General features: G+C 33.0%; 25 protein-coding genes and 1 tRNA gene. 14 read left to right on the plus strand and 12 right to left on the minus strand.

Annotated features, from left to right (window positions below):
• Positions 1-12: 12 nt before the first annotated feature.
• The 8 genes from sufB (at position 13) to Spiro2_RS04575 (ending at position 6,790) form a co-directional block, all read left to right on the plus strand.
• Positions 13-1,461 (plus strand): Fe-S cluster assembly protein SufB, encoded by a 1,449-nt coding sequence (sufB, locus tag Spiro2_RS04540; RefSeq protein ID WP_338637354.1) that lies wholly within the window; start codon positions 13-15, stop codon positions 1,459-1,461.
• Positions 1,462-1,465: 4 nt separating this feature from the next.
• Positions 1,466-2,749 (plus strand): SufD family Fe-S cluster assembly protein, encoded by a 1,284-nt coding sequence (locus tag Spiro2_RS04545; RefSeq protein ID WP_338637356.1) that lies wholly within the window; start codon positions 1,466-1,468, stop codon positions 2,747-2,749.
• A 17-nt stretch (positions 2,750-2,766) separates the two neighbouring features.
• Positions 2,767-3,102: a Rieske (2Fe-2S) protein gene (locus Spiro2_RS04550; protein ID WP_338637358.1), complete on the plus strand. Its 336-nt coding sequence runs from the start codon at positions 2,767-2,769 to the stop codon at positions 3,100-3,102.
• Between the two features lie 29 nt (positions 3,103-3,131).
• A complete protein-coding gene (locus Spiro2_RS04555; protein WP_338637359.1) occupies positions 3,132-3,629 on the plus strand; it encodes a YajQ family cyclic di-GMP-binding protein in 498 nt (165 codons plus the stop codon).
• A gap of 365 nt (positions 3,630-3,994) precedes the next feature.
• Entirely contained in the window at positions 3,995-4,642 is a 648-nt protein-coding gene (locus Spiro2_RS04560) for a hypothetical protein (protein WP_338637361.1), read from the plus strand.
• Between the two features lie 61 nt (positions 4,643-4,703).
• Entirely contained in the window at positions 4,704-5,582 is an 879-nt protein-coding gene (locus Spiro2_RS04565) for a hypothetical protein (protein ID WP_338637362.1), read from the plus strand.
• Between the two features lie 367 nt (positions 5,583-5,949).
• Positions 5,950-6,489, plus strand: coding sequence for a hypothetical protein (locus tag Spiro2_RS04570; protein WP_338637363.1), 540 nt, complete (start codon positions 5,950-5,952; stop codon positions 6,487-6,489).
• Positions 6,490-6,601: 112 nt separating this feature from the next.
• Positions 6,602-6,790, plus strand: coding sequence for a YgaP family membrane protein (locus tag Spiro2_RS04575; RefSeq protein WP_338637364.1), 189 nt, complete (start codon positions 6,602-6,604; stop codon positions 6,788-6,790).
• 245 nt (positions 6,791-7,035) lie between these two features.
• Here the strand turns inward: Spiro2_RS04575 and Spiro2_RS04580 are convergent, their stop codons facing one another.
• On the minus strand, positions 7,036-7,956 hold the full coding sequence (locus Spiro2_RS04580; RefSeq protein WP_338637365.1) for a DUF2797 domain-containing protein: 921 nt from the start codon (positions 7,954-7,956) through the stop codon (positions 7,036-7,038).
• 157 nt (positions 7,957-8,113) lie between these two features.
• Between Spiro2_RS04580 and Spiro2_RS04585 the strand changes: the two genes are divergently transcribed.
• The 3 genes from Spiro2_RS04585 to Spiro2_RS04595 all read left to right on the plus strand — a co-directional run bounded on the left by Spiro2_RS04585 (position 8,114) and on the right by Spiro2_RS04595 (position 10,572).
• On the plus strand, positions 8,114-10,009 hold the full coding sequence (locus tag Spiro2_RS04585) for a lytic transglycosylase domain-containing protein (RefSeq protein WP_338637366.1): 1,896 nt from the start codon (positions 8,114-8,116) through the stop codon (positions 10,007-10,009).
• Positions 10,010-10,051: 42 nt separating this feature from the next.
• A tRNA-Ser gene (locus Spiro2_RS04590) sits at positions 10,052-10,141 on the plus strand.
• A 104-nt stretch (positions 10,142-10,245) separates the two neighbouring features.
• Complete coding sequence (locus Spiro2_RS04595) at positions 10,246-10,572, plus strand: hypothetical protein (RefSeq protein ID WP_338637367.1); 327 nt, start codon at positions 10,246-10,248, stop codon at positions 10,570-10,572.
• A gap of 114 nt (positions 10,573-10,686) precedes the next feature.
• Here Spiro2_RS04595 and Spiro2_RS04600 read toward each other — a convergent pair whose 3' ends face one another.
• The 4 genes from Spiro2_RS04600 to Spiro2_RS12730 all read right to left on the minus strand — a co-directional run bounded on the left by Spiro2_RS04600 (position 10,687) and on the right by Spiro2_RS12730 (position 13,778).
• Positions 10,687-11,457, minus strand: coding sequence for an RES family NAD+ phosphorylase (locus Spiro2_RS04600; protein WP_338637368.1), 771 nt, complete (start codon positions 11,455-11,457; stop codon positions 10,687-10,689).
• Complete coding sequence (locus Spiro2_RS04605; protein WP_338637369.1) at positions 11,454-11,858, minus strand: antitoxin Xre/MbcA/ParS toxin-binding domain-containing protein; 405 nt, start codon at positions 11,856-11,858, stop codon at positions 11,454-11,456. The genes Spiro2_RS04600 and Spiro2_RS04605 overlap by 4 nt, the downstream gene beginning before the upstream one ends.
• A 170-nt stretch (positions 11,859-12,028) precedes the next feature.
• Complete coding sequence (locus Spiro2_RS04610; RefSeq protein ID WP_338637370.1) at positions 12,029-13,468, minus strand: AAA family ATPase; 1,440 nt, start codon at positions 13,466-13,468, stop codon at positions 12,029-12,031.
• A 166-nt stretch (positions 13,469-13,634) separates the two neighbouring features.
• Entirely contained in the window at positions 13,635-13,778 is a 144-nt protein-coding gene (locus Spiro2_RS12730) for a penicillin-binding transpeptidase domain-containing protein (protein ID WP_422398026.1), read from the minus strand.
• A 378-nt stretch (positions 13,779-14,156) separates the two neighbouring features.
• Here Spiro2_RS12730 and Spiro2_RS04615 point away from each other — a divergent pair, with 378 nt between their 5' ends.
• Positions 14,157-14,561 (plus strand): TspO/MBR family protein, encoded by a 405-nt coding sequence (locus Spiro2_RS04615; protein ID WP_338637371.1) that lies wholly within the window; start codon positions 14,157-14,159, stop codon positions 14,559-14,561.
• Between the two features lie 61 nt (positions 14,562-14,622).
• Here the strand turns inward: Spiro2_RS04615 and Spiro2_RS04620 are convergent, their stop codons facing one another.
• The 3 genes from Spiro2_RS04620 to Spiro2_RS04630 all read right to left on the minus strand — a co-directional run bounded on the left by Spiro2_RS04620 (position 14,623) and on the right by Spiro2_RS04630 (position 17,468).
• Positions 14,623-15,756, minus strand: a complete 1,134-nt coding sequence (locus Spiro2_RS04620) for a transposase (RefSeq protein WP_338637372.1) — start codon at positions 15,754-15,756, stop codon at positions 14,623-14,625.
• 235 nt (positions 15,757-15,991) lie between these two features.
• Positions 15,992-16,267, minus strand: coding sequence for a DUF167 domain-containing protein (locus tag Spiro2_RS04625; RefSeq protein ID WP_338637373.1), 276 nt, complete (start codon positions 16,265-16,267; stop codon positions 15,992-15,994).
• Positions 16,248-17,468 carry a dicarboxylate/amino acid:cation symporter gene (locus Spiro2_RS04630; RefSeq protein WP_338637375.1) on the minus strand — a complete coding sequence of 407 codons (1,221 nt, stop codon included), beginning with the start codon at positions 17,466-17,468 and terminating at the stop codon, positions 16,248-16,250. Before Spiro2_RS04630 ends, Spiro2_RS04625 begins: the two co-directional genes overlap by 20 nt.
• 216 nt (positions 17,469-17,684) lie before the next feature.
• Between Spiro2_RS04630 and Spiro2_RS04635 the strand changes: the two genes are divergently transcribed.
• Together Spiro2_RS04635 and Spiro2_RS04640 are read left to right on the plus strand one after the other, a co-directional pair.
• The gene (locus Spiro2_RS04635; protein ID WP_338637376.1) at positions 17,685-18,539 is read left to right on the plus strand and encodes an HlyD family secretion protein; all 855 of its coding nucleotides are present in this window, start codon (positions 17,685-17,687) and stop codon (positions 18,537-18,539) included.
• A gap of 9 nt (positions 18,540-18,548) precedes the next feature.
• Positions 18,549-20,099: a DHA2 family efflux MFS transporter permease subunit gene (locus tag Spiro2_RS04640; protein WP_338637377.1), complete on the plus strand. Its 1,551-nt coding sequence runs from the start codon at positions 18,549-18,551 to the stop codon at positions 20,097-20,099.
• A 2-nt stretch (positions 20,100-20,101) separates the two neighbouring features.
• Here the strand turns inward: Spiro2_RS04640 and Spiro2_RS04645 are convergent, their stop codons facing one another.
• From Spiro2_RS04645 to Spiro2_RS04660, 4 genes are all read right to left on the minus strand, one after another.
• Positions 20,102-21,433: an oligopeptide:H+ symporter gene (locus Spiro2_RS04645; protein WP_338637379.1), complete on the minus strand. Its 1,332-nt coding sequence runs from the start codon at positions 21,431-21,433 to the stop codon at positions 20,102-20,104.
• Positions 21,434-21,556: 123 nt separating this feature from the next.
• Entirely contained in the window at positions 21,557-22,525 is a 969-nt protein-coding gene (gene purM, locus Spiro2_RS04650; protein WP_338637380.1) for a phosphoribosylformylglycinamidine cyclo-ligase, read from the minus strand.
• Entirely contained in the window at positions 22,503-23,099 is a 597-nt protein-coding gene (locus Spiro2_RS04655; RefSeq protein ID WP_338637382.1) for a formyltransferase family protein, read from the minus strand. Before Spiro2_RS04655 ends, purM begins: the two co-directional genes overlap by 23 nt.
• A 19-nt stretch (positions 23,100-23,118) precedes the next feature.
• A complete protein-coding gene (locus Spiro2_RS04660; protein WP_338637383.1) occupies positions 23,119-25,440 on the minus strand; it encodes a phosphoribosylaminoimidazolesuccinocarboxamide synthase in 2,322 nt (773 codons plus the stop codon).
• Positions 25,441-25,445: the final 5 nt, after the last annotated feature.

Consider the following 25,445-nt stretch of genomic DNA (forward strand, 5'->3'; position numbering starts at 1 on the left):
AAGGTTTTTCTTATGAAAAATAATAAAAAAGATGAAATTGAAAACTTTGATGCTTCTCAAGTTGGCATGTTAGATGAATACAAATATGGCTTTCATGTTAAAGAAAATTATATCTTTAAAGGAGCAAAATCATCAGCAGGTTTGACAAAAGAAATTGTCACAGAAATTTCTCAATTTAAACGTGAGCCGCAGTGGATGCTAGATATTAGACTTAATGCGTTAGAAATTTTTAATCAAAAGCCAATGCCAACCTGGGGTGATACAAATTCTTTAAATGAAATTGATTTTACAAATATCCATTACTTTGTTCGTCCTACAGAACGTGTGGGCACAAGTTGGGATGAAGTTCCTTCAGAAATTAAAGACACCTTTGAGCGTTTAGGAATACCTGAGGCGGAGCGAAAATTTTTGGCAGGTGTTTCGGCACAATTTGAATCTGAAGTTGTGTACCATAGTATGCAAAAAAGTCTCGAAGAAAAGGGTGTGCTTTTTTTTGATATGGACACGGGCTTGCGTGAACATTCAGAAATTGTAAAAAAATATTTTGCCACAGTCATTCCTGCACACGATAATAAATTTGCTGCATTAAATACCGCTGTATGGAGTGGTGGTAGTTTTATTTATGTGCCAAAAGGTGTGCATGTTGAAATTCCTCTGCAAGCATATTTTAGAATTAACACAGAAAATATGGGGCAATTTGAAAGAACATTAATTATTGCTGACGAAGGTTCTTCTGTTCATTACATCGAAGGGTGCACGGCTCCTGTTTATCGCTCTGATTCTTTGCATTCTGCAGTGGTCGAATTGATTGCAATGAAAAATGCAAAAATTAGGTATACAACAATACAAAATTGGTCAAAAAATATTTTTAATTTAGTGACTAAAAGAGCCTATGCATACGACAATGCGTTGGTTGAGTGGGTTGATGGAAACATTGGCTCAAAACTAACGATGAAGTACCCTGCTGTGTATTTAATGGGACCAGGTGCTCGTGGAGAAATTTTATCTGTAGCGTTTGCAGGGAAACATATGCATCAAGATGCAGGAGCTAAAATCATTCACGCAGCACCTAATACATCAAGCGTTATTACCTCAAAATCGATTTCAAAAGATGGCGGGCATACAACCTATCGTGGTTTAGTCAAAATCCCTAAGGGAATGAAGGGATGCAAAAGTAAGGTGCAATGTGATGCATTGCTGATGGATGATAATTCTGCTTCTGTAACTTATCCAACAATGGAAATTGAAGAACAAGAAGGAACAGAGGTTGGTCACGAAGCAAGTGTGAGCCGCGTGAGTGATGAGCAAATTTATTATCTAACAAGTCGTGGTTTTTCTGAACGCCAAGCCACTTTAATGGTTGTCAATGGCTTTATTGAAGAGTTTGTTAAAGAATTGCCTATGGAATATGCAGTAGAATTAAATCGTTTGATTGAAATTGAATTTGAAGGGGTGGGTTAATATTATGTCTTTCGATCCGCTTAACGCACCAAAGCTTGCAATGTGTCCACAATATCCCGAAGAAAGTTGGCGCAAAACAAATCCTGAAAGTTTCTTTTTGCCTGAATCTGAGGTGTTAAATTTTCAGGGTGGCTCTATTTTAGACACTTGCGACAAAAAATTTTTTCCATGGAAAGTTTCTTACCGAGCATTTGATGAGCAATTTTCTCAATTACAAAAGCTTGATGTGTTATTAGGAAATAATGGAAAACAGTCTTTATTTAAAGAACTGCATCGTATTATTTTTGTAGAAATAAATCATGGTTCTGTTGAAGCCTATACTGCAAAACAACTGAAATCTTTTGTTGAAATTTCTTCGAGCCCCTATGACGTTGAATCTGTCGCCCCAAGAAGTGATATTGGTTTTGCTTTAGGCAGTCGCTTAAAATTAAGCTCTCCTCATGAAATTAAAATTAGAGTTGAGTCTGTAAATCAAGAAATTCCGTTATTAATTATTGCAAACAATTTATCGCCCTCGTTTAATCAATCTTATACCGCTTTAAAGTGTGTGATTGCAGAAGCAAGTACTGTTGATTTTGCATTATTTGATGGTGCTGCGGGATTTGCTTATTTGCGACACACCTTAGAACTCGAGAGCCATGCGACTTTAAAACAGCTTTGGTATCACAATTCAGATCTTAACGTAAAAAATGCAACAGTTCTCCTAGAGCGAATTGTAAAACTTAGTGACCAGGCAAAATTTTACGATTGCCAACTTTTTATTCCGCAGGGGCAGTGTCGGGTGACTTCAAACATTTTAGTTGAAGGAGCGCATGTTGAAGTGAAGTCTGCCGCAACAGTGATTGCTTTAAATGGAAAGTTTGATTACGAACCCATTCAGCATCACAAAAAGCCGCACACCAGTTCTCAATTGAATTTAAAAATGATTCTTGCAGGGAGAAGTCGTTCTGTTTTTCAAGGATTGGTTGTTATCGATAAAAGTGCACCTAAAACAACGGCATTACAACTGAATAAAAATCTTTTGTTGAGTAAGAATGCACGAGTTGATGCGTCTCCACGTCTTGAAATTTTACCGAATGATGTTGTGTGCAAGCATGGTAGTGCAACCGGAGAAATTGATAAAAAGCAGTTGTATTATTTAGCGACTCGTGGTTTTTCTCAACGCGAAGCGCAACAGATGATTGTTAAAAGCTTTGCATTAGAAGCTTTATTGCATTTAGAAGAAGAGCATGTATTTTCTTCTTTGGCAGAATGCATGGTTGATATTCATCTTTCTAAATTAAATTAAAAAAAGTAGTTTTTGTTATGTCTTTTTTTAGAGTTTGTGAACTTAGTGAATTGCCTTTTGAAAAACCAACTCAATTTTTGGTAGATGGCTTAGAAATTTTATTGGTAAAATCCTTGCACTTTGATAAAGTTTGGGCGTTCGATAACAATTGTAATCATGCTGACAAGCCTCTTGAAAAAGGCAAATGGAATGCAGAGGCAGCAGAAATAACATGCCCCTTTCATAAGGCAGTTTTTTCTATTGTTGAGAGGGGTGCTGTAAAAGCCCCTCCAGCATGTGTTCCATTAAACGTATATTCTGTAGAAATACGGGTAGAGCAAGATGCAAGTGTCATCTATGTTTCGCTCGATTAGTTTTAAGCTGTTTGTTTAAGAGGTTTTTTATGCCAAGTTTTGATATAGTTTCTGAAGTGAGCGTTCAAGAAGTTGATAATGCAGTCAATCAAGCGCAAAAGGAATTGGCATCACGTTATGATTTTAAGGGTAAAAAGTACGAGCTTAGTTTAGACAAACAAAAATTTGAAATGAAACTTACCGCTGATTCTGAATCTCATGTGATGGCAATGGCAGATATTATAAATTCTAAATTATTAAAAAGAGGCATAGATTTAGTTTCTTTAGATGTCGATAAAATTAAACCCGTTGGCGGTATGCTATTGAGTCAATCAATTCGAATCAAACAGGGTATAGAAAAAGAAATTGCCAAGAAGATTACTAAAGCTATTAAAGACTCTAAATTAAAAGTCGATGCGCAAATTCAAGATAAGCAAATACGAGTGACTGGAAAAAAGATAGATGACTTGCAAAGTGTTATTGCGCTCTTAAAAGAAAAGCAGCAAGAGCTAAAAATTCCGATGCAATTTATAAATATGAAGAGTTAAATTTTAGTATTGTATTAAAATCCACCTTTCTTTTTCTAACTAAACGTAAATCAATTTTTTATAATAAAATATACTTGTTTTTTTAATCGTATTTAAATTTTATATGCATTAAAATAAGATATTAAACTGTATTGCTTATATAATCTCTTTATTTTCTGTTAATTAATATAATAATTATTATAGTATAACTATACAACAAAAGTAACAATGAGTTATAAAATATACTAATACATTGTTGACTTATATCTTGTTATATTTTAAAGAGTATTCGTCAAGAATTTTTGTTTTTTATGGTTTAGTTATGATTTAATTAATGGGGAGGGGGTGGTGTGATATTTTAATATTTATTTTTAACGGAGAAATTTATGAAATTTAATACGATATGTATAATTTCTTTAACAATGATATCTGCTTTTATTAGCTTCAATCTCTATGCATTTCTTTATGGTGCAAAGGTTACAATTCATAACAAAACAGATGATGATTTATTTTTATGTCTTGTAAGTGTAGAGAATAATATAAATATGGATCAATCTCTTATATTAGATAATCCTAGAAAAATAGAACAGTCTCCTAGAAAAAGAGAACAGTCTGGTAGAATTCATTTAAAAGCAAACTCAACGACTATAGTTTATTTAGATAATTTTTATGGTACTGGTAAAGTTAATTATTTTGATCGAAGAAATTCAATTACATATTACTCATTGGTGAGGGACATTGGTATCGAGCCTGTAATTCGTCCAGGGAGAACTCATCCTTTCAAGCCAATGGCAGTAATTACTAGTGGTAAAATTAACATAAAAGCTATTCCTACTACTGAGACGACATTTGATTATTTAATGTGCGCACATTTTAATGATGAAAATCCACAGTTATTTTATCAATATAAAGAAACTTCTCACTATAGAGTTAAAGCAACACCAGATTATGGTCATTGTAAACTTGATCATGTTTTCGGTAATTTTAGTGAGTTGACATTAACTATGTATAGTGATGAATCCTCAATAAAATAATTAATTATTCAAAAATAGTGAATTTGATATTTTAAGTATTTTTTATTTAATGGAGTATTTTATGAATTTAAATATTATGTGTATTTTTCTTTTAATAATATCTACTTTTTTTAGTTTCAATGCCTTTGCGCATCTTTATGGTGCAAAAGTGACTATTAATAACGATACAGAGGATGATTTAGAAGTAGTTTTTTTTCCTGCAGCATTGAGAGGTGCAAAATTTAATTTTATTCATGAAGATCCTTCTGGTAATAAATCTATAAATTTAATAACAACAATTGCCAGGGTAAGAGTTCCTTTAAAACCAAATTCAAAGAAAATAGTTTATGTAGATAATGTATCTAGTCACGAAAAAATTACTATTCGTTACGCAATTTACAGTAAAAAGTTATTAGTTCCTAAAGAACCATCACCAATTGTTAAAGATATGTCTGTTTATAAAAGTCTGGAAGATTATTATGAAAAGCAAGTTCATCATTATCCACCTTCAACTCCTCCAGAACAAATAATAGATGATTTTAATGTGTTTTATTCTTTTAGCCAAGTAAAGAAGCATTTAGAGAATCAGGATTTTCTAGAAATTACTGATAGTAATTATAGTGTTGATAGTCGTGGCAGTACTAGTAGTGCTGATACTCCTAGTAATTCTGGTAATTTCTTTTATATAAAAGGTAGCAAAGTGATTGATGATATAGGTCAAGAACATGCTTATATGTATGCATATTTTGATAAAAGATTTCCACGTCTTAACTATTTTAAACATACCTCAGAAAAAATGCCTTTGTACTATAGAGTGGAAGCAACGCCTGATTTATATTCTGCTAATTTTGATACTGCCGTGGGAGATTTCGCTGATTTGACATTAACTGTAAGATATGTTTGTGGTTTAAAGCTACATCAGATTTATGAAGGGATGAAAATCCCTCAATTTTGTTATTAAACCATTCTTGCAAAAGTAAAATTCACTAATAAATAAACTAAACATTTCAATATAATTACTCTATAATTATTAAGCCTATACCATTAAATAAATAGCAAAAAATTAAAAAAATTTTTGCTATTTATGATTTTTTTGGTAATTAATTAATTTAATTTTAATAAATCATCATATATTACAAGCAATAGTTATCTATAAAAATGTAAAAAATAATTATTGACTCGCATAGTAACTTATTTTATTAGAAATTTTGTTAAAAAAGTGTTTATTTTTATCAAATAGTCACGATTTAATTATTGACTATGTTATAAATAAAATTAGTTTTTTAACGTTTTTTTGTTGTAAATGTTGATTTTCTAGGAGAAATGTTATGAAGTTAAAGTTTTTATCTTTGGCTATTTTTACAATGATGTCTTTTTTTAGTTTCAATGCGTTTGCATATCTTTACGGTGCAAAAGTTACAATTAAGAATTATACTAATAATAACTTATTGTTATCTTTTTCTGGGGACAATAATATTAGTAATACCCCTTTTATTTCTAACGATGGAAAAAAGCCAGATGATATGAGTTTATTTTCTATTGAGCCAAATGGAACCTCAACAATTTACATAGATAATTATGACTGGACTGGTTGGCTTTATCAAACTAAAGTAACAAAATTTGGGATTTTTAAAGAACTTATTCATGCGCAACCTGCTTTACTCTCTGAAGGTTCAATTTCTATTGTAACTGGTGCAACCCTTTGGAATATGAGCGCATATTTTAATGGTGAGCATCCTAAGGTATTTATTTCCGACTATAATGTAGAAGCAACTCCTGACTACCAACACTCCAAATTTGATAAGGCAGGCAATTTGGCAGATTTGTCATTAAATATATATTTGGCAGAAAAATCTTCTAATGATTAATAATTCTATTCTAAATCATTTTCTTTAATCTGAGTTTCTTTTTTTGAAATAATGTATTAAACTTTTTTAAGGCGCAGTTACTTTATTTATAAACTCAGAAAGAACACAGGTTATGAAAGTTAATATACATCCAGTGGAAAGAGTTATTAGAGTTGTTGTTGGATTGGTAGTCTTTTCCTTGGCTTTTTGGGGGCCTGCCAGTTATTGGTTTTTATTAGGTTTAATACCTGTGTTAACAGGATTAATTGGTTGGTGTCCTCCTTATCAATTGTTTGGAATAAGTACCTGTAAAAAAAGTTAAATTATATTTTGCACACAATTTTAAATATTATTATTTAATTTTTAAAATTGTTTGCAAAACTTTAAAAAAAATTACTTTTTAATTTTTATTTTATAATATAAGTGAACTCCGATAAGAAGCTTTAACGATTTAAATTTTTTTTAGATATTTCTACTATAAATATTTGACTTTTAGATAAATTAATAATATCAACCTAATCTAGTGAACTTTGCTATGGTAAAAAATAAATATTTTAAATAAAGTAATTAATTTTCAGATATTTCAAGATTAACTTTATAACCTTGATGCCTTCTCATGTTAAAAACATAGTCTCCCATAAAAATATACTGGCCTTTTATACCCGTAATTTCTCCCATTATTGAAGGATTTTTATCTAAATTTATTGATTTAAAAGTTGCAGGAAAATTTGGGACATCAAAATTTAATTCTACAGTTAATGGCTCATTAAAAACTAAAATTTCTTGTGATAAATTTAAATGCGTAGGAGGAGTTGTGTAAATTTTTTTGGTTATAAATAATTCATTCTGTAGAAGCCATTCTTTGGTCTCATAAAATTTTTTGATAAAAAGTTCATGACTTGGTCTTTCATTTTTATTTTTTAACATATTTAACCAATGACTTTTATCGTGTAGTATTTCTTTTAATAAATGCTCTAATGTTCCCGCTTGGTGTCGTGATGTGACTCTTGCTAACACTGTTGCTAATGTGGCGCCTTGATCAAACCACCTTGTTGGAATTTGAGAATAACGAGTTATTCCAACTTTATATTTATCTGTATAAGATAAATAGACATAATGAGGTTGATAACAAAATTTTTCTCCCCACTCAGGTTCCCTACAGGTTCCTGCAAGATAATGGCATAAGTTTGGACTCATTATACAAATATCAGCGGCAGCTTTTTTTTTGAGGCAGGGAAAACAAAAACCATCAAATATTTTTTTAATAACTTTGCTGCATGATATACATTGAAATAAGCCTGTATGTTTTAAACTTAATTTTAATCCTGGTTTTAAAATAATTTCTGGATCAATTTTATATTGCGCTTTTAAACGAATTGATTCGCGATTTATTATATTTTTGTTTTCAATTGCATCAATATGAAATAAAGAACAATCTGTTAACGGGGTAACCGACATTTTTGAAATTAGGTAATCACTTTTTTGCATTAGGTATTTCATTATTGACACTCTTTTCGTCAAAGATTAAACATAACAGCGAGAATGTGTTGATATCAACGCATGGTCAAATTTTGTACCATATAAATTGCAGAACAGTCATGCCGATAACTAGATGATAGGAGTTGCATAAAAACGGAGATTTTAAGTGAATAATAATAAAATCAAATACTTAAATTTAGCTGCTAGAGCTAAAAAATTTCACTTTAAATCTCAATGCCTTGCTTACGTTTTTTTTCCTATTATTATTGCACCATTACTATCTGGTTGTCAGTCTAGTATGCGTAATAATCAAATTTTAAAAATTCCATCTCCGACCTCAGAATTGGCTATTGAAAACAATACAAAAAGCACAATGCAAAATCCTTTATTGCAAAAAACTGAACAAAAAGAAACGGATACCAAGAAGACTCCGGCAAATTATGAAAACTCTTCTCAATTTGATTCTCATGAATCCGCATATGCTCCATTAAGTGGAGAGCCTATCTTAGACGAAGAGAACAATGCAAACACGGATGAAAATTCTCTAGCTGTTCCGGACGATGAGTTGCTAGACTCAGAAAACTTGGTCTCAACCGACTCTGATGAAGCACTTTCTATAGACTTGCCTTTAAATTCAATTGACTCCGAATCTGCAGGGTTGATGGACGATAACATTTTGTTATGTGAGGACAATGTTTACTATAAATCTTGGAAAGAACAATTTGATTCAAAATGGCTTGCAGAAAATAGAAAAAAATTTAAATCTACCAGCTCTCTCCAAAAAATGTTAAATCAAGCAAGAAGCAATGAATTTATTAAAATGGCTTATCCATCAATCGAAAAAACAGGATTTGATTTTCCAGTTGTCATTAATAATCAAGTTTTACAATGGATTAATTATTTTAAAAATAATGGTAGAAAAAGTTTTGTTGTGTGGTTAACTCGTGGTCGTTTTATAATTCCAGAAATGGAAAAAACATTAGAAGACTATGGATTACCAAAAGATTTGGCTTACTTATCTATGATTGAATCGGGCTATAGCCCTAAGGCTCTCAGTTATGTGGGTGCTGTTGGGTTTTGGCAATTTATGCCTGCAACGGCGCGTGAAAATGGTTTAAAAATTAACGATTATATTGATGAGAGACGCGATCTTAAAAAGTCGACCAAAGCTGCAGCCAATTATTTAACCAATTTGTATAACCAATTTGGCAGTTGGCATTTAGCGGCTGCAAGTTATAACGGCGGCCCAGGTTTAGTGAGAAGAACGTTAAGAAACTACGGTAGTGATTCTTCTTTTTTTGAGCTCACCTCGATGGGTGTTGTGAATCGCGAAACGGCGGATTATGTTCCAAAACTGATTGCTGCCATGATTATTGCTAAAAATCCTGAGAAATTTGGTTTTGACATTAATGAAAGCAATCCACCATCCGCAACAAAAACAATTGAGATCAGTCGCTCAATTGCACTTACCGATTTGGCAAAGAAGCTAAACATCGATAAAACAGTTTTAGAAGCGCTCAATCCTGAGTTACGCTTAGGGATCACACCACCTCCCGCTGCAACGTCAGAAGGCAAATTTGAACTTGAGGTTCCGGCAAGCCAGTATGAGCATGCGATGCTTGCCATAAACTCAATTCCAGCGGCATCAGATAAGTATTTGATTGCGGCGCGGATTAAAAGGCGCGAAACTGTGACCGCGTTTGTCTCAAGATATCGCTTAAATGCATCGTCTGTATTGCGTGCGAATTCTCATTTGAAACTAAACACCAAGCTTCGTAAGGGGCAGGTTGTGTATATTCCTGTATCATTAGGCACAGGGCAATACGATCGCTTAACAAGCAATAAATTTTTGGCAGCAAAAAAGAATTCTAAAAAATATGCAGCAATAAAAGTTGCTCACGCTAAAAATTTAAATAAAAAAACAACCCGTGTTGCTGTAAAAACAAAAAAACACAATCAATCGGTTGCGCTTTCTTCTAAAAAAATAAAGTCAGATAAAACGGTGCACAAACCATCGTCCGCACCAAAACAAAAAAAGAATATTCAACATTCCTACCATTGATTTTTAATTTAAAACTATGCTACACAGGCCAAGTCCACCTCAGGAGAGCTGGCAGAGTGGTTGAATGTACCTGATTCGAAATCAGGCGTGCTCGCAAGGGTACCGAGGGTTCGAATCCCTCGCTCTCCGCCAATTTCTACTTTTAATCAAAAACTGGAATTATTATGAAATACAGACTTAGGTTCGCGGCTGTATTAGTTGCTGTTATATCTTTCGTTGGTGTGGCTCACGCCGATATGGTGTTCCAAAAACAAGGCGACGCGTCCGTTGTTCTTACCATCAAAAATGATAACACAGCGACCATTACAAAGGCCAAGCCAGGAAAAAAGGGAATTAAAACAAACTTGATTGAAGGAAAAGTTGAAGGTCAAGGTGCTTCGCTTATTATTGTTCGCGAAGAAGGCGATGTATGCCCTTCTGTTTCTGTTAAACTTTATAACGATGTTAAACTTGGTGAGAATATGGTTGCAAAAGTTCGTAACATGTTTGAAGAAGTAGGATCTGCCCGTAAGCATTGTGCTGCAGTGCGCGTTATTGATGGTTCATATTCTCGCGTAAAATAATTAAGGCACCTAAACTAATTCTTGAGCCCATTTCCGAAAAAGTAATGTTGGCTAAGGTTCAAAAGAAAATCCCCCATCTTCCTCACATTTAAAAAGTAGTAAATTCGTGCAAAATCACAGTAACTTAACATTTGTATCAGAAACACACTCTTTCCAACTCGATGGAAAATCAAATGTTTCTTTTTTGTTTGATATGCGTTCGATTTCTGCTTTGCCATCTTTGTGAAAATAAAACTTTAAATAGTAAATTGCTTTTTCACTTTTTATGATTTCAGGCAAAAAAACAGGGGAGCACACTCCCCCGATATTTCTTGCTGAAGGAACAAGCAGCATTTGGACCTTTCGCTCTTTGACTTTTTTACCAAGTTCGATACAAAATTCGTAATCGTTGGAAGTCAGTTTGTCATGAAGCTGCAACTGACTTCTAAAATCGAGAACGACTTTGCTCTTTACTTCGCAAGCAAACATCTTTCGATCGATAGTGATAAGATTTGTTTTTGGGTTAATTTTAAACTGATATTGTATTCGTCGCCATTGATGAAAAAAAGTTTCATAAATCGATGTTTTTTCATCGGTAGCGGAATACCAAACACCATAACTATTTCCATCACCAAATCGACCAAATGTATAGGGAGGATTAAATGCGTCACTTATACATGATCCATGCGCTTTACCATAATCAAATAGTCTGTTTTTTTGAGGAAACTCATGTGAAACTCCGCTTGTGATATTTTCTGCTCTTTGTAAGATATCATGTGCGAAGTCAGAGTCTACGTTCAAATCATCAAATAAATCTTGCGAATGATAAATTGTAAAAATATTACGATAGACGATGCCTTCAAATTCCGTTTTTAAATCGAATAATCCCTCAAACTCTTTCATCATCCTGCGCACCTTATATAATCAAGTCTTCTGCGTACAAATGCTAAACGTTCATACGAAAGACTAGGATTTTCTAATATAAAATCGATTGGAACCAAGCCTCCAAGATCTTCTTGTGGTTTACTCATCCAAGCATAAACAATTTCGCGATTATAAGGGAATAATATTCTTAAGTTTTTATGAATTCCTAGTAGTAGGCCAACTCGATTTTTTTTATCAACATCTTTGGGAATGAGTTGTTCTTTTTCAAGCTTAATCAATCTTTGTCTATAGTTTGGTAAGCCAAGTAGCCCAGCTTGCTGCTCTCTATTGAAACCGTACAGGTGTGCCATTGTCCAAAATGCTTTTCCTAATACCCGTTCTTCTGAAAGGTCATGTTTTTTCTTAGTATTTTTATTTTCCATAAAACCCCCTTTGAGGTTTGTCACCCTTATGTATGTTATCATACGGTGTTTTATTCATAAAATAAAGCGATATTTTAACATATCGTATGTTTTCATACAAAAATTTACTATAAAAAAACAGGGTGATTAAATACCCTGTTTTTTTATAGTAACAATTAGAGTCGCGTCTCCTAATTCCCTTCCAAAAAATCTACAATATCAACAATTCTATAAAAGTAGGCACTTGTTCCAACACTTGCTGCAACGCCGCTTAAATGAAATAGCACAGGCACTCGTGCAAATCCTTTGGGCGCTTTCAGTCTTGATATTTTTTCTCGGCATTCATTAATTATATCAGAATTAATTTCACGTCTTTTAAATTTAAATTCGCAAATAAATAGTCCATTCGTTTTGGTTTGGATTAAGTAATCAATCTGACATCCTTGTTGGGTTGTCGTTTTTGTTTGTCGGTAGGGGCCACTTCTTACAATATCTACAGGTGAAATACCTAATTTTTGCAGTAATAATGTCCGATTTTGCAAAAGCAATGCTTCGAGTTGCAGTCCCATGTGTGCATCAAAACCTGGCATGGTAGAAAGTGGTACCTTATCAAACTCACCGTTTAAAATTGCTTCTCGGTTTGGCGCAATGACTTTCAGGTAAAATCTCATATAGGGATCAGAAATTCTATACAGACTTTGCTTTAACGGCTTTTCTGTTTTAAAAGACCACAAAGATTGTTTAACAACAAAACCTGCAATAATTAAATGCTCCATCATTTGACTTAACTTGCCGCTGTGCGCAAACTCTATACTCTGCCTAATTTCTAATAAGGTTCTTGTCCCATCTTTGAGGCTATCTAGAATTTTCTTATAAGTAGCACCTTTGGCGCTAAATAGATCGTGAAAAATCCGATCAAATTCGTTTACTAACAAACCATTTTTTTCAAAAGCAAGCTGTTTGATATTTTCATCTGCTGTAATTTGGGGACTAAGCTGTTCTAAATACCATGGAACACCTCCTATAATGCTTAGTAGCTTGTACATATCGTAATCAGATAAGTTCATCCCTAGTGTTCTTAAAAATTCAGCACTTTCTGGAATAGATAATGGCTCTAAACTTATTGTTAGATTGACACGCCCAAAGAATGCTGTGCTTTTTAATATATTTTCTTCTATCCAGGTTGATACCGATCCGCAAAAAACAAGCAACAGATGGCTTGTTTGCTTATCCCACCACGCTTTGAGTTTGGGAATAAAGGTAGGATCTTTTGCGCCCATCCATGAAATTTCATCAAATAGGATAATATCACCTGGCTTTATATGTAGACTTAAATGCTCAAAAGCATCACTCCAGTCGTGAAAAATTATAGACGGAATTTTTAGTATCAATGATAATTGTCTGGCAAAATGATCCCTTTGCTCTTGCGCTGATATCCCCTCTTGAGGGGCAAGTCCTGCAAAACTCCAAAATGTTTGGTGTCTAATTTTTTTGGAAAACTCAAATATAAGTCTACTTTTTCCAATTCTGCGGCGCCCTTTAACAACTACGAGGCTTGGTTTTTTCTTTTTATACAAGATGTCTAGGCGTTCGAATTCATCTTTACGGCCAATAAATATCGATTTTGACATAGTACCCCTATTCTGCTCAAAATGAGTTTTATTATATGTTGAGCATAGTATTAAGTCAAAAAAAATGCTCAAAAAGATACTTTTTGTTTTTTGAGCAATAACTATGTTGATTGCTATGTTTTATCAGTTTTTTAATTAATTTAATCTATAATTTTAATTAATTTTTCTAAAAAGTAACTTGCTCTAAGCTTGATATCTCAAGAGAGCTTGATAGCCAAGCATTTCTGATGCCATTATTTTTATCTTTATCTCCCGAGATATCTATATTATCATAAGAAAATTTTGTGAAATATTTTTGAAATTTTTTTATTTCAACTTCTTTTGTTTAGTCTATTAAGCTCCAAGCAATTTTAAATGTACAACATGGTGCATAACGTTTATTGCAATTTTCCTCATTGGAGATTATTTTATTTTTTTCTATAGCAATAAAGCATTGAGATGCATATGTGGTGTTACTTAATAAAATAAAAAAACATAAAATAAAACAATTTTTTTCATAACTGCTCTTTTTTAAAAAAATAGTATTATTTTCTTAAAAAATAATACACTTTGTTTTGATATCTCTGATAAAAATAGCTTTGTCAATTTTTTCTAAATACATTAAAAAAAATTTTTTCTTATTTAATTGATTGTGATATCGTAAAAAATGTGGGGTAGTAAATATCAAAAATCCTCAATGAGGTGATGAATGCTAAAAATAAATAAAAATTATATATATTTAACAATTTGGATTTTGAGTTTTATTTTGATAGGTGCAATTATAGGGAGTATAACTAAAAGTGGTGTGAATAGTTGGTATGTAACAATCAATAAGTCACCATTGACACCTCCAAATTATTTATTTGGTGTTGTGTGGAGTATTTTATATACAATGATTGCAATCAGTGGTTGGGCAATTTGGCATGGTAAGTACAAAAAAATACGACAGTTAAAAACTTTATATATTGTTCAACTCATTTTTAATTGGGCTTGGAGTCCTATATTTTTTACTTATCATTTAACAGGGCTTGCTTTAATTTGGATTTTTTTAATTATTGGAATGGTTTTTTTTATTATTTTAAAAACTTTTGACATCCTCCCCTCAATAAAATAAGGGGATTCCCTAGATACAAAAGAAAAACTAGCTAGAATTTTTCTTTGTACGAGTCGGCCTATCATGCCCGATAGGGACGACTGGCTCTGTATGCTCGCAATATATTTATTGAAGCATTTACGTCTCTGTCGTGTACAGCTCCGCACTTTTCACAGTTCCAGTGTCTTACTCCAAGCCCGATCCGTGGTAGTATTTCACTACACTTTGAGCACGTCCGAGTTGAATCTCTTTCTGAAATTTCTTTGTATATTGAAGCAGCTCTAACGGCTTTGTACTTCAACATATTTTTAAACATCCCTATTCCTGAATCGAGTGATATTCCTGATAGCTTTTTATTGCGATTCATGAATTTACAAGGAACATCACCAACTACAATTAGGGAACATTTTTTAACAAGTTTTGTTGACTCCTTATGCAAATAGTCTTGCCGAATATTGGCAACTTTTACATGCAGTTTTCTTTCTTGTTTTGACTTTGGAAGAGAATGATATTTTTTACTTTTTGATTGTTTTCTTTGTGCAAATCGTTGGCATCTTTTTAAATAGCGAAGTTTTTTTAAAGCATTTTTTCTTAAGTTTGGTCTATCAATCTTTTCACCATTTGAACATGTTGCAAGAGTTTTTATTCCAATATCAATTCCAATTTCTTTGTCTTCATCCCTTTTAATTCCTGTTTGCTCACTTTCAAAAGCAACATTTAAATACCAATGACCGCTCTTATCTTGACAAAATGAGCCTGTTTTTATTTTTGCATCTTCTGGTAGTTCTCTTGAGTTCCAAAAAGAAAACTCACTTTTATTATAAGATATTTTGCCATCATGAATTTTAATTGCAGATGATTTAAATGGTACCCATCCGAGAGATTTTTTACCACGCCAACGCAAAAGGGTTTTAAATTGTTTTCTGCGAGTGATGTATTCTTCAGAGACAAATTGAACTGTTTGAGAATGCAGTTCTAACTCTTTTGAGCTTCCGCTTACAAGATTATTCATTTCAAATTTTGTTAAAAAATACGGAATAGAAACTTTTTCACCTGATTTTTTATCATCTATTAACTTAACAGGTTTATTTTTAAGTGCTTCTTGTTGAGTTTGTTTGCAAAAATTCCATACCATATTTACAGAACGAGACATCTTTGAAAGCACTCTACCTGCTTTCCCTGAATCTTTAATTCTGTAGTGATATGTTGTTATCAAATCGAACAAACTCCTTTAACTTAAAAAAAAATTATATAACAAAAATACAAGTAAAGCCAACTTTCGACAAGCAAAAAATCCTATCCTCATTTTGCTTGCTTTGTGCGGCTTTCAATTCAACCTTGCACCGTTTGGTGCTGTGGTTTTTTCAGCTCACTTATATCCTCGCTCTGAAGAACGAGGTCTTGCGCTCGGTTGCGATAAAATTTTGATTGAATAATTTAAGGTTTTTTGTTTACTTAATTTCAAGCACCTTCTCGCGGCTTGTTTGGCCTTTGATTATAGAAACAGAGGATTTAGAAACCCCAAAACTTTTTGCAATTAACTTAATCACTGCGTCATTGGCTTTGCCATCTTCTGGAGGCGCTGTAACATAAACCCTTAAAAAAATGCTACCATCTGGCAAAATCTCTTGTTTAACTTTTTCTGTTTTTGCTTTAGTAGTCACTTTAATTCTGATTGTTGCTGGTATGGTGATATTTTTTAATAGTTCAGTTTTCACAATTTTCATTGACCACTTTTGCGACACAGGTATCAGACCAAACGTTGAGCGAAGTTTCGAGCATATCGATTAAACTGTAAAAAGGCAAAATAAGTCCAAGAAGAACAATCGGCACATTCATGCTAGCAAGAAGGCTTGCGCTTAAAAAGAAGCATCCCATTGGTACACCTGCATTGCCGATTGCTGCAATAGTGGCAATAAAAATCCAGGCAATCATTGTGCTTGCTGTAATTTCTATACCATTATTTTGCATAAGAAAAATAACAGTTGCAAAAATAAAGGCGGCGCATCCATTCATATTGATGCTGGTGCAAAGGGGCAAAACAAAGCGGCTTACTTTTGGAGAAATATTGAGTTTTTGTTCAGCCACTTCCATTGTAACAGGTAAGGTGCCCGCCGAAGATTTCGTAAAAAAAGCCAAAGATAAAGCGGGAGATGCTCCCTTTATAGTTTGCAGTACAGGAATTTTATTAATTTTTAACCATAGTGGTAAGATAATTAAACCTTGTACAATATTGGCAAGTACAATAATGCCTAAGTATTCGCCAATACCTTTAAAATCAAACCCCTCTTTGAGCTGCATCACGGTTACTGTAATAAAGCCAAATAAAGCAATTGGTATGATTGCAATAATCCATTTGGTGATTACAATAAAAAGAGAGTGTGCGCCCTGAAAAAAATGAATAATTGTTTGCTTTGATTCAAGCTCTGGAATGTAGCGAATGGCTGCGCCAATTACAACAGAAATTAATAAAACCGACATGACTTGATGCTCTAAAAATGGAGAGAACAGGCTTGTCGGTAAAATATTTAAAATGTGCGTTAAATAATTTTGGTTAGTATATGCTGTAAGAGGCTCAGAAAGAGCTGTTATTTGGACGCGGCTAGGTTGGATTATCCAATATAACAAGCAGCTTATGGATGCTGCAATGAGAGTTGTTCCCAGGGTATAAAATAATGTAAGCCGCCAGATTTTTTTGGTGGAGGCGTCAGAGCGGTAGCTCGACATGGTGACAATGAGAGACAGAGAAATAACGGGTAAGCTTATAAATTTAAAAATTTTTATAAAGGCATCTGACACAAAAATACCAATGCTTTGAAATGTGCTGCTTGATGAAAGTCCACAGGCAATGCCCAATAAAATCATGAGCAAGTATGCCAAAGGTTTTATAAAAATCTTTAAATTTTTTAGAGGGTATGAAAAGAGCATTCTAATTTCCTGTGTAATTTTAAAGCAAATAATATTATAATTAAGAAGGGTAAAGACAAAAAATACAACATCGAAGTAAAGAGAGGAAAAAGAAATTATTAATGAAATAAAGCATAGAAACTACCAATAAGGAAAATTGCTTATAACAAAGCAACCCAAATATTATTCAGCTTTTCAAATAAGTCAACTTTTAATTTTTACTTTAGGTGAATAATTATGAAAATAACCAAAAAAAACTTGGCAATATTAAGTGCTTTATTATTTATGATTATAATAATTTTATATTTTGTATATCAAAATATCGTTTATGTTTCTACAGATAATGCAAAAATTGAGGGGCATGCAGTTCTACTAACGCCAAAGGTAACTGGATTTATAATTGCAGTAAATTTTGAACAGGGTCAAAAGGTAAAAAAAGGACAAATTATAATTGAAATAGATGATCGTGATGCGCAAAATTCTCTTAAACAATCAAAGGCAAACCTAATCTCGGTTACTGCCAAATTAAAAGAGGCTGAAAGTAACTATAAAAGAACAGAAAGACTTTATAAAATAGGAGCTGCAACACAGCAACAATTTGATTCAACTTATGCAAATTATTCGGATATTAAAGCACAAATGGACAGTTTGCACGCCCAAGTTGCTCAAGCGGAATTAACAATAGAGCATACTAAAATTAAAGCACCAAGACATGGAATTATCGGAAAAATTTCTGCAGAAGTGGGGCAACTGGCTGCATCAGGTGTTCCATTAATAGGTTTTGTAGATTCTGAGGAACGATGGGTGATAGCAAATTTTAAAGAGACAGAAATTCAATCTATAAGTCCTGGTAGTAAAGCCTATATAGAAATTGATGCATTTCCAGAAAAAAAATATGTTGGCAAAGTTTTTTCTTTAAGTCCTGCAACAGGAGCAACGTTTACTTTGTTACCTCCAGATAATGCAACTGGTAATTTTACTAAAGTTGTACAACGTATTCCTGTTAAAATAAAGTTTGAGCAACTTTCAGAACAAGATATTGATATCTTAAAAAATGGACTTTCTGTATTTCTAAAAATAAAAAAAACATAGGGTTATTATATGGATTTTAAGTCAAAGCTTATCGTATTTGTAGCAGTACTGGCTTCTTTGCTAGAAATCATTGATACCTCAATTGTTAATGTTGCCATACCAACGATGATGGGTAATTTAGGCGCAACTTTAGATGATATCAGTTTGATTGTGACAGGATATGCCGTTGCAAATGCAATTATTTTACCTGTTTCGGCGTGGCTTAGTGAAAGAATTGGGCGAAGAAATTATTTTTTAGGTTGTATTGCAATATTTACTGCGGCATCTGTTGCATGTGGTTTAGCGCCAAATCTTGTAACCTTAATTATTTTTAGAATTGTCCAAGGATTAGCTGGAGGTGCATTGTTACCAACTTCACAGGCTTTAATATTTGAACAATTTCCGAAAGAAAAATCTGGTATTGCAGGAGCAATTTTTGGAATGAGTGTGATGGTAGGTCCAACCTTAGGTCCAGTTATGGGGGGATTTTTAACAGATAATTATGGATGGCGTTCAATCTTTAATATCAATTTACCAATTGGTATGATTGCTATATTTATAGGATCTTTGTGTGTTTTTGATAGAACAGATCAACAAAAAACTACAAAAAACTTAGATTACTTGGGATTTGTTTTTTTAGCATTAGGTATCGGATGCTTTCAATTTTTAATAGAACGCGGAAATACTGAAGATTGGTTTGCTTCAAAAGCAATACTAGCATGTGCAATTATTTCAGCAATTTCAATTGTGCTGTTTATTTGGTGGGAATTACGCACAAAATTTCCTATTTTAAATTTAAAACTATTTAAAGAACCGATTGTTATCAGTGGTGTAACGTTAATGTCGTGTTTAGGATTTTTTTTATATAGCATTGTTTTTGTACTCCCCGTATTTTTAACAACATCTTTTAATTTTACAGCAACGCAAACTGGACAGCTTTTTATTCCTGGCTCAATTCTTACTGCTTTGATGATGCCTTTTATTGGAAAATCTGTTCAATCAATTTCTGATCCAAGAATTTTAATTATAATAGGACTTGTTTCTGTTGAGTTTTGTTTGTTTTCTATGACTTATTTTTCTACTGAAACATCCCAAACTCAATTGCTAAATTCTTTGTATATTCGTGGTTTTGCACTTGCTTTTTTATTTGTGCCTATTAATTCTACAATTTTGAGTCAATTTAAGGGGTTTGATCTAGGGCAAGTTGCTGGATTATTAAATTTATTTCGTCAAATTGGAGGCAGTATTGGAATAGCTTTTATAGATACATTGTTAACAAAAAATATGAAAAAAAATTATAATGAATTATTAACTCATGTTTCAAGCGTTGATCAAAATTCGAGTATTCATTTTAATTCAAGCATGGCAAATATGTCTCATTCTATGGTTAAAGATATTGGCCTAGCAAACTCTAATGATGCTGCATTACAAATATTGTACAATAGAGTGCAAGGACAAGTTTTTATGTTAAGTTTTTTGCAGTTGATTGTAATTATGATGGTTATATTTTCAATTGCATTTGTGCCAATTTTTCTTATTAAATTAAAAAAGAAAGTCACTAATATATCTGATTCGCATTAATTTTAATTAGATAATTTTTTATGTTCTTCTTTTGCTGCATCGTTAGCAATTTTTATAAATTTACCTTTGATAAAATAAAAAACAATCGCTCCTATTAAAATAGTAATACTAACAAAAAGAAAAGTTTTAAAAGGCTCTTTTAATGAATATGCCCCTATTTTTGCCGCTATCAAACTAGTAATTCCAAAAATGGCAAGATAAAATGATTGAAATAGTGATTTGTATCTTAAAGGTGCCATTCTACTGATAGCTGACATCATAACTGGTGAGATCATGGTTTCACTAATTGAAAACGCAATTATAAATAAAATTATTTGTAAATAGTGAAATGGTTTTTCTGAATTACTAGCATGTAAACTTATAAAAGAAAGATATGTAAAATAAAATAAAGCAATAGCAGAAATAAACATTGCTAAATTAATTTGACTAAAAAAATGTGGATATTTGTTTATACGATAAAGTTTTGATAATATATACGTTAAAATTGGAGTAAATGCTAAAATAGTTAAGCTTTCAAGAGACATAAAAAATGTTGTTGGAATATCATAGCCAAAAAAACTTTTTTCGGTGAATTTTTCTATGTATAAAGATAAAGTACCAGATGATGTTATATTATAACTTACTGTCCATAAACTAAAAAATAAAAATGTTATAATTAATGTATGAAGAGATTTAATTTGAATTGCTGTTAAAGGTTTCTTTTCTAAGCGAGATATTTTTTTTACTTTAGGAGAATGTTCTAAAACGACATGCTTTTTACCAAAATAAAAAACTAGCATTCCAATAATCATTCCAACTCCTGCAGAGGACAGAGAGACGCCATATCCAAAGTTTTGCAGCAAGATTCCGCTACTAAAACCTGCAGCCATACCACCAACATTGATGCCAAAATAATACCAACTAAAACCAGCCTCTCGTCTTTGATCGTGCGGCGAATAAAGATCGCCAAGCAGTGAGGGCATACACGGTTTAAAAAATCCTGTTCCTGAAGCCACACAAATAAGTGCTGCATAAAAGATTATTTCATGGCTAGAAAATAGCATTAAAAAGTGACCTAAAATAATAGTCAAGCCACCTACAAAAACTGCCACCCTACGTCCAATAAATCGATCTGCAATAAAAGAACCAATTATTGGCAGTGTAAATGCTGCCATGGTATAAATTCCCATTAATGCCAACGATCTTTCATTACTCCAGCCTAGCCCACCTTGTGCAAGAGGTGCAGAAGCATAAAGAACAAGTAAATAAGAAAGAGTATAGAAACTCAGTCTTTCAAATACTTCTGTATACGCCAAGACATACATACCCTTAGGCTGCTTATATTTTACTGTCATGTTAATCTCGTCGTTTAGTTGTTAAAAATTCTCTTTCAATTTTAGCGTTAAAAAAATAAATTTGCCAAGTAGTATTAAAATAAATTTTAAAAAATTAAAATATGTTGTTTTTTATATAATAAGTTATTGTTTTTGTGTTTTGTTTAAATTAGAGACGATTCCGAACTCAAAACAAGACGGACAAAGTGACTTTATGTTAACTGAATCGGATGGATCAATAATAATAACAAAACCAACCCCCATATTCCAAACATTATATGCTTCTTCATCAGAAATAGCACCTAATTTTTGAAAATAATTCATAATTGGATGGGTCGGAATTTTATTTTTTTCTATCTCAAAAATTAAATTTTCTGGCAAAACTCTTGTTATATTTGAGAGTCCTCCTCCAGTAATATGTGCCATTCCTTTAATTTTTATTTGAGATTTTAAATTGAGAATTTCATTGACGTATAATTTTGTTGGTTTCGTTAAGTAATCACCTAATATTTCTCCCTCAATGGTAGAATTAAGAGATATATTGTGTGTTTGCAATAACTTTCGAATTAATGAGTAGCCGTTAGCGTGAAAACCATTACTTGGAAAACCAAAAATTAAATCACCGCTTTTAATTTTTTTTCCGTCGATTATCGAATTATTTAATACTTCACCAACTGCAAAACCAGCAAGATCAAACTTGTTATTATCATAGAAACCAGGCATTTCTGCTGTTTCTCCTCCTAATAATAGACAGGAATGATCTTGGCATGCTTTAATAATACCTTTAATGACTCTGTGCGCAATGTCCACATCCAAACGCCCGGTAGCAAAATAATCTAAAAAAAATAATGGTCTTGCTCCGCATACAATTAAGTCATTTAAGTTCATGGCCACAAGATCTTGACCAAGATCTTCGTACCTTTCCATCGCAATCCCTATTTCTAACTTTGTGCCCACGCCATCTGTGCACGCAACGAGTGAACGTGTGTCATCCAAACGATAAATGCCAGCAAATCCTCCAATTGTAGGACTCACTTTTTTTATACGATCAACTAACCATTCTCCTGCTTTGATGTTTACTCCTGCTTTTTCATATTGAGTAACTACTGTCATAATTAACCTTTCTGTTACTTATAATGTTCTTTAAGGTTTCGGTATATAACTGATGCTCCAATGATCGTACTCTGTTTTTAAGTTCTATAATTGTTTCAAACGGGAAAACAGGAAATTCAGTGTAATTTAAAAGCCTTCCTGCGTCGAGTTTAGGAATTGTTTCATGAATTGATAACCCCCAGCAGGGCATTTTATTTTTAATAGCAAATTCGTATCCATGCGCCCCTTGATATAAATCTAACGGAGCAGGGTGAAGGTTTATAATAGAAAGGTTTGTGGGGTAATTTTTAAGTTCTTCAAAAAAAGTAGTCGATAATATTCTCATGTATCCAGCGAGTGCAATGACTAAAATATCTGGAATTGTATGCAATATTTTCCAAATAGCCTTTTCATGTTCTGCACGCGAGCTAAAATTTTTGTGCGGGATTACTTTAAAGTCAATGTTTAATTTTTTTGAAATTTCTATAACACCTGCATTTTCGATATTACAGATGAGTAATTTTTTTTGTGCTGGAAAAGCTTGTGCAATTGCTTCAAAATTAGATCCAGTACCACTTGCAAACACAACAATCATAAATTGCTTTACCACTTAATTAGTTATTGTTTTCAAATTCTAAACCAATATCGGTTCTAAAATGAGGGGAGATCTCATCTCCAAAATTGTTTTTTAACTTAACAGCATTCATAATTTCATAGGCATTGTTGCGTGCATTTGAAAATGAGGTATGAGCGGCCAAGACTCCAAGGATTCTTCCTCCTGTTGTGGTTTTATCGGTTTCAATAGCAGAGGGAATCAATTCGCAATTCAATTTTTCTATTTCGTGAGCAGAAGGCAAAAGAACTTCGCGGCGTTCAGGAGTTGTAAAAGGATATTCTGGTGCCGCGCCCACAACAAAAACTCTTTTTAGTTGATCATGGTCAAATGGAGTTTGAATTTTGTTTTGAAATAAAAATGGTAATTTTTTAGAAGTTCTTAAACATTCTATATAAAAATCACGTTGTAGCCCTGGTAAAATAACTTGGGTTTCGGGATCTCCAAGTCTACAATTGTATTCAAGCAGCCACGCGCTTTGCTGTTTATCGACCATAAATCCAGCAAACAAAAAGCCATAATAAGGCATATTGCGTAAACTCAACTCTTTAAGAGTTTTACTAAAAGTCGCAGTAATTTGCTCCATTATTGGATTAGAAACGAACATGGGAGCAAGTGTTCCCATTCCTCCAGTGTTAGGTCCTGATTGATGATCATCGCGGCGTTTGTAATCTTGCGCAATTGGAAGTAATCGAAACTGTTCGGCATTACACAGAGCAATCACAGATAATTCATAGCCTGTAATGAGTTCTTCAATGAGAAAAAAAGGTTCACCTTGAATTTTACTAAACGAGGGAGTTTTGAGTTGGTTTAGCAATTGCGCCCAATCTGAAATATTGTTTTCAATAGAGTGCAAAGCACAAGAGATGTCGTCAACAGTTTGAAGTAGAAAAACTCCTTTACCCGCTGCCAATCCATCATATTTAATAACGCATGGCAAAGTCAGATCAGGCGTGTGGCCTTCGGTTAAGTGCTGTTGCAATGCATTTTTAAGGTGAGTCCAGCTTATCGCTGTTGAACGTGGCGTGAGTACGCCAGCGGCATGCATAATTTCTTTACTAAATATTTTACTTGTTTCAAGCGAAGCGCACGATAATGAGGGGGCAAGAACAGGAATTTGATATGTGCTACAGGCTTCGGCAATCCCTTGCGCAATTGGTATTTCTGGACCAGAAATCACCAAGCCAACATTGTGGTCTTTAGCAAAACGAGCAATGTCTTGAATTTGGGAATACGGACAATGAGAATATTTTGGAGATTGCCAAAGCCTATCTCCAGACGCGCAAAATACTGTATTGACTTCGGGTAGTTTGGCAACAGAAGAATAAATGGAATAATCTCTTCCCCCATTTCCTATAACTAAAACTTTGCTTGGGTATGTAGCAGATAAAATAATTTCGTCAAATAAATGAGATGGCATAGGCCAGTCTGCAAGACAATGATGAAATATTTCTTGAGTGCTGATAGTGCCAATAAGAGTTTGATACAGTTCTTGATATCGTTCTGTGATTTTTTGTGCCAAGTGTTTTGTTTGCTCAGTGTCTTGTAAAAATGGATGCTCTGTAGGATTGCTCAGAACATTTTCAATGCTATTATTAAATAAAGTTAGTATTTCTTCTCGAAGAAATTCTTTTGAAAGCTGTTTTGGGGTTGTCGTATTGTTATCAATTGCATACCAGTAACGAGAAGAATCGGGAGTATGTACTTCGTCAACAAGGATAATGCGGTCTTCAAAAATTCCCATTTCATACTTGGTATCAACTAAAATTAGCTCTCGTGAATGCGCTTGACTCTGACCAAAGTTAAAGAGTTCTAAAGCTTTAGTACAGATAAATTCCCAATTATCTTTGCCGACAATTTTTGCGGCTTCATGGTTTGAGATGGGTTGATCATGATTCCCTTGAACTTTAATTGCTGGTGTGATGATGGGGTGTGGGAATTTTTGATTTTGTGCCATCCCTTCAGGAAGTGCAATCCCAAAATTTTTATAAACTTCGAGCGTACCATGTTCTGAATACATTCTCCATAAACTTCCAGTAAGGTAACCTCTTACAATAATTTCAATTGGAAACACTTCCGCATTTTTTACTAATGTATGCGAATTTGATAAACAACCAATTAAGTTATTTTCAATAATATGTGAGGTTTTTAAAAAATTCCAAACGGAAATTGCTTGGAGAATTTCTCCTTTTTTTTCTACTTCAAACGGAAAAATAAAATCAAAAGCTGAAATACGGTTTGATGTCTGAATAATTCTTGTATTGTTGTTTAAAATAATAGAATTTCTGACTTTACCCAGATGAACATTTTTAACCATTTCCATAAACT

Origin of the sequence: Spirobacillus cienkowskii, assembly GCF_037081835.1 — a bacterium.
Taxonomy (GTDB): Bacteria; Bdellovibrionota_B; Oligoflexia; order Silvanigrellales; family Silvanigrellaceae; genus Silvanigrella; species Silvanigrella cienkowskii.

Coding starts and splice junctions, on each gene's coding strand:
- sufB (WP_338637354.1), top strand. CDS start 13: ATGAAAAATAATAAAAAAGATGAAATTGAAAACTTTGATGCTTCTCAA.
- Spiro2_RS04545 (WP_338637356.1), top strand. CDS start 1,466: ATGTCTTTCGATCCGCTTAACGCACCAAAGCTTGCAATGTGTCCACAA.
- Spiro2_RS04550 (WP_338637358.1), top strand. CDS start 2,767: ATGTCTTTTTTTAGAGTTTGTGAACTTAGTGAATTGCCTTTTGAAAAA.
- Spiro2_RS04555 (WP_338637359.1), top strand. CDS start 3,132: ATGCCAAGTTTTGATATAGTTTCTGAAGTGAGCGTTCAAGAAGTTGAT.
- Spiro2_RS04560 (WP_338637361.1), top strand. CDS start 3,995: ATGAAATTTAATACGATATGTATAATTTCTTTAACAATGATATCTGCT.
- Spiro2_RS04565 (WP_338637362.1), top strand. CDS start 4,704: ATGAATTTAAATATTATGTGTATTTTTCTTTTAATAATATCTACTTTT.
- Spiro2_RS04570 (WP_338637363.1), top strand. CDS start 5,950: ATGAAGTTAAAGTTTTTATCTTTGGCTATTTTTACAATGATGTCTTTT.
- Spiro2_RS04575 (WP_338637364.1), top strand. CDS start 6,602: ATGAAAGTTAATATACATCCAGTGGAAAGAGTTATTAGAGTTGTTGTT.
- Spiro2_RS04580 (WP_338637365.1), bottom strand. CDS start 7,956: ATGCAAAAAAGTGATTACCTAATTTCAAAAATGTCGGTTACCCCGTTA.
- Spiro2_RS04595 (WP_338637367.1), top strand. CDS start 10,246: ATGGTGTTCCAAAAACAAGGCGACGCGTCCGTTGTTCTTACCATCAAA.
- Spiro2_RS04600 (WP_338637368.1), bottom strand. CDS start 11,457: ATGATGAAAGAGTTTGAGGGATTATTCGATTTAAAAACGGAATTTGAA.
- Spiro2_RS04605 (WP_338637369.1), bottom strand. CDS start 11,858: ATGGAAAATAAAAATACTAAGAAAAAACATGACCTTTCAGAAGAACGG.
- Spiro2_RS04610 (WP_338637370.1), bottom strand. CDS start 13,468: ATGTCAAAATCGATATTTATTGGCCGTAAAGATGAATTCGAACGCCTA.
- Spiro2_RS04615 (WP_338637371.1), top strand. CDS start 14,157: ATGCTAAAAATAAATAAAAATTATATATATTTAACAATTTGGATTTTG.
- Spiro2_RS04625 (WP_338637373.1), bottom strand. CDS start 16,267: ATGAAAATTGTGAAAACTGAACTATTAAAAAATATCACCATACCAGCA.
- Spiro2_RS04630 (WP_338637375.1), bottom strand. CDS start 17,468: ATGCTCTTTTCATACCCTCTAAAAAATTTAAAGATTTTTATAAAACCT.
- Spiro2_RS04635 (WP_338637376.1), top strand. CDS start 17,685: ATGAAAATAACCAAAAAAAACTTGGCAATATTAAGTGCTTTATTATTT.
- Spiro2_RS04640 (WP_338637377.1), top strand. CDS start 18,549: ATGGATTTTAAGTCAAAGCTTATCGTATTTGTAGCAGTACTGGCTTCT.
- Spiro2_RS04645 (WP_338637379.1), bottom strand. CDS start 21,433: ATGACAGTAAAATATAAGCAGCCTAAGGGTATGTATGTCTTGGCGTAT.
- purM (WP_338637380.1), bottom strand. CDS start 22,525: ATGACAGTAGTTACTCAATATGAAAAAGCAGGAGTAAACATCAAAGCA.
- Spiro2_RS04655 (WP_338637382.1), bottom strand. CDS start 23,099: ATGATTGTTGTGTTTGCAAGTGGTACTGGATCTAATTTTGAAGCAATT.
- Spiro2_RS04660 (WP_338637383.1), bottom strand. CDS start 25,440: ATGGAAATGGTTAAAAATGTTCATCTGGGTAAAGTCAGAAATTCTATT.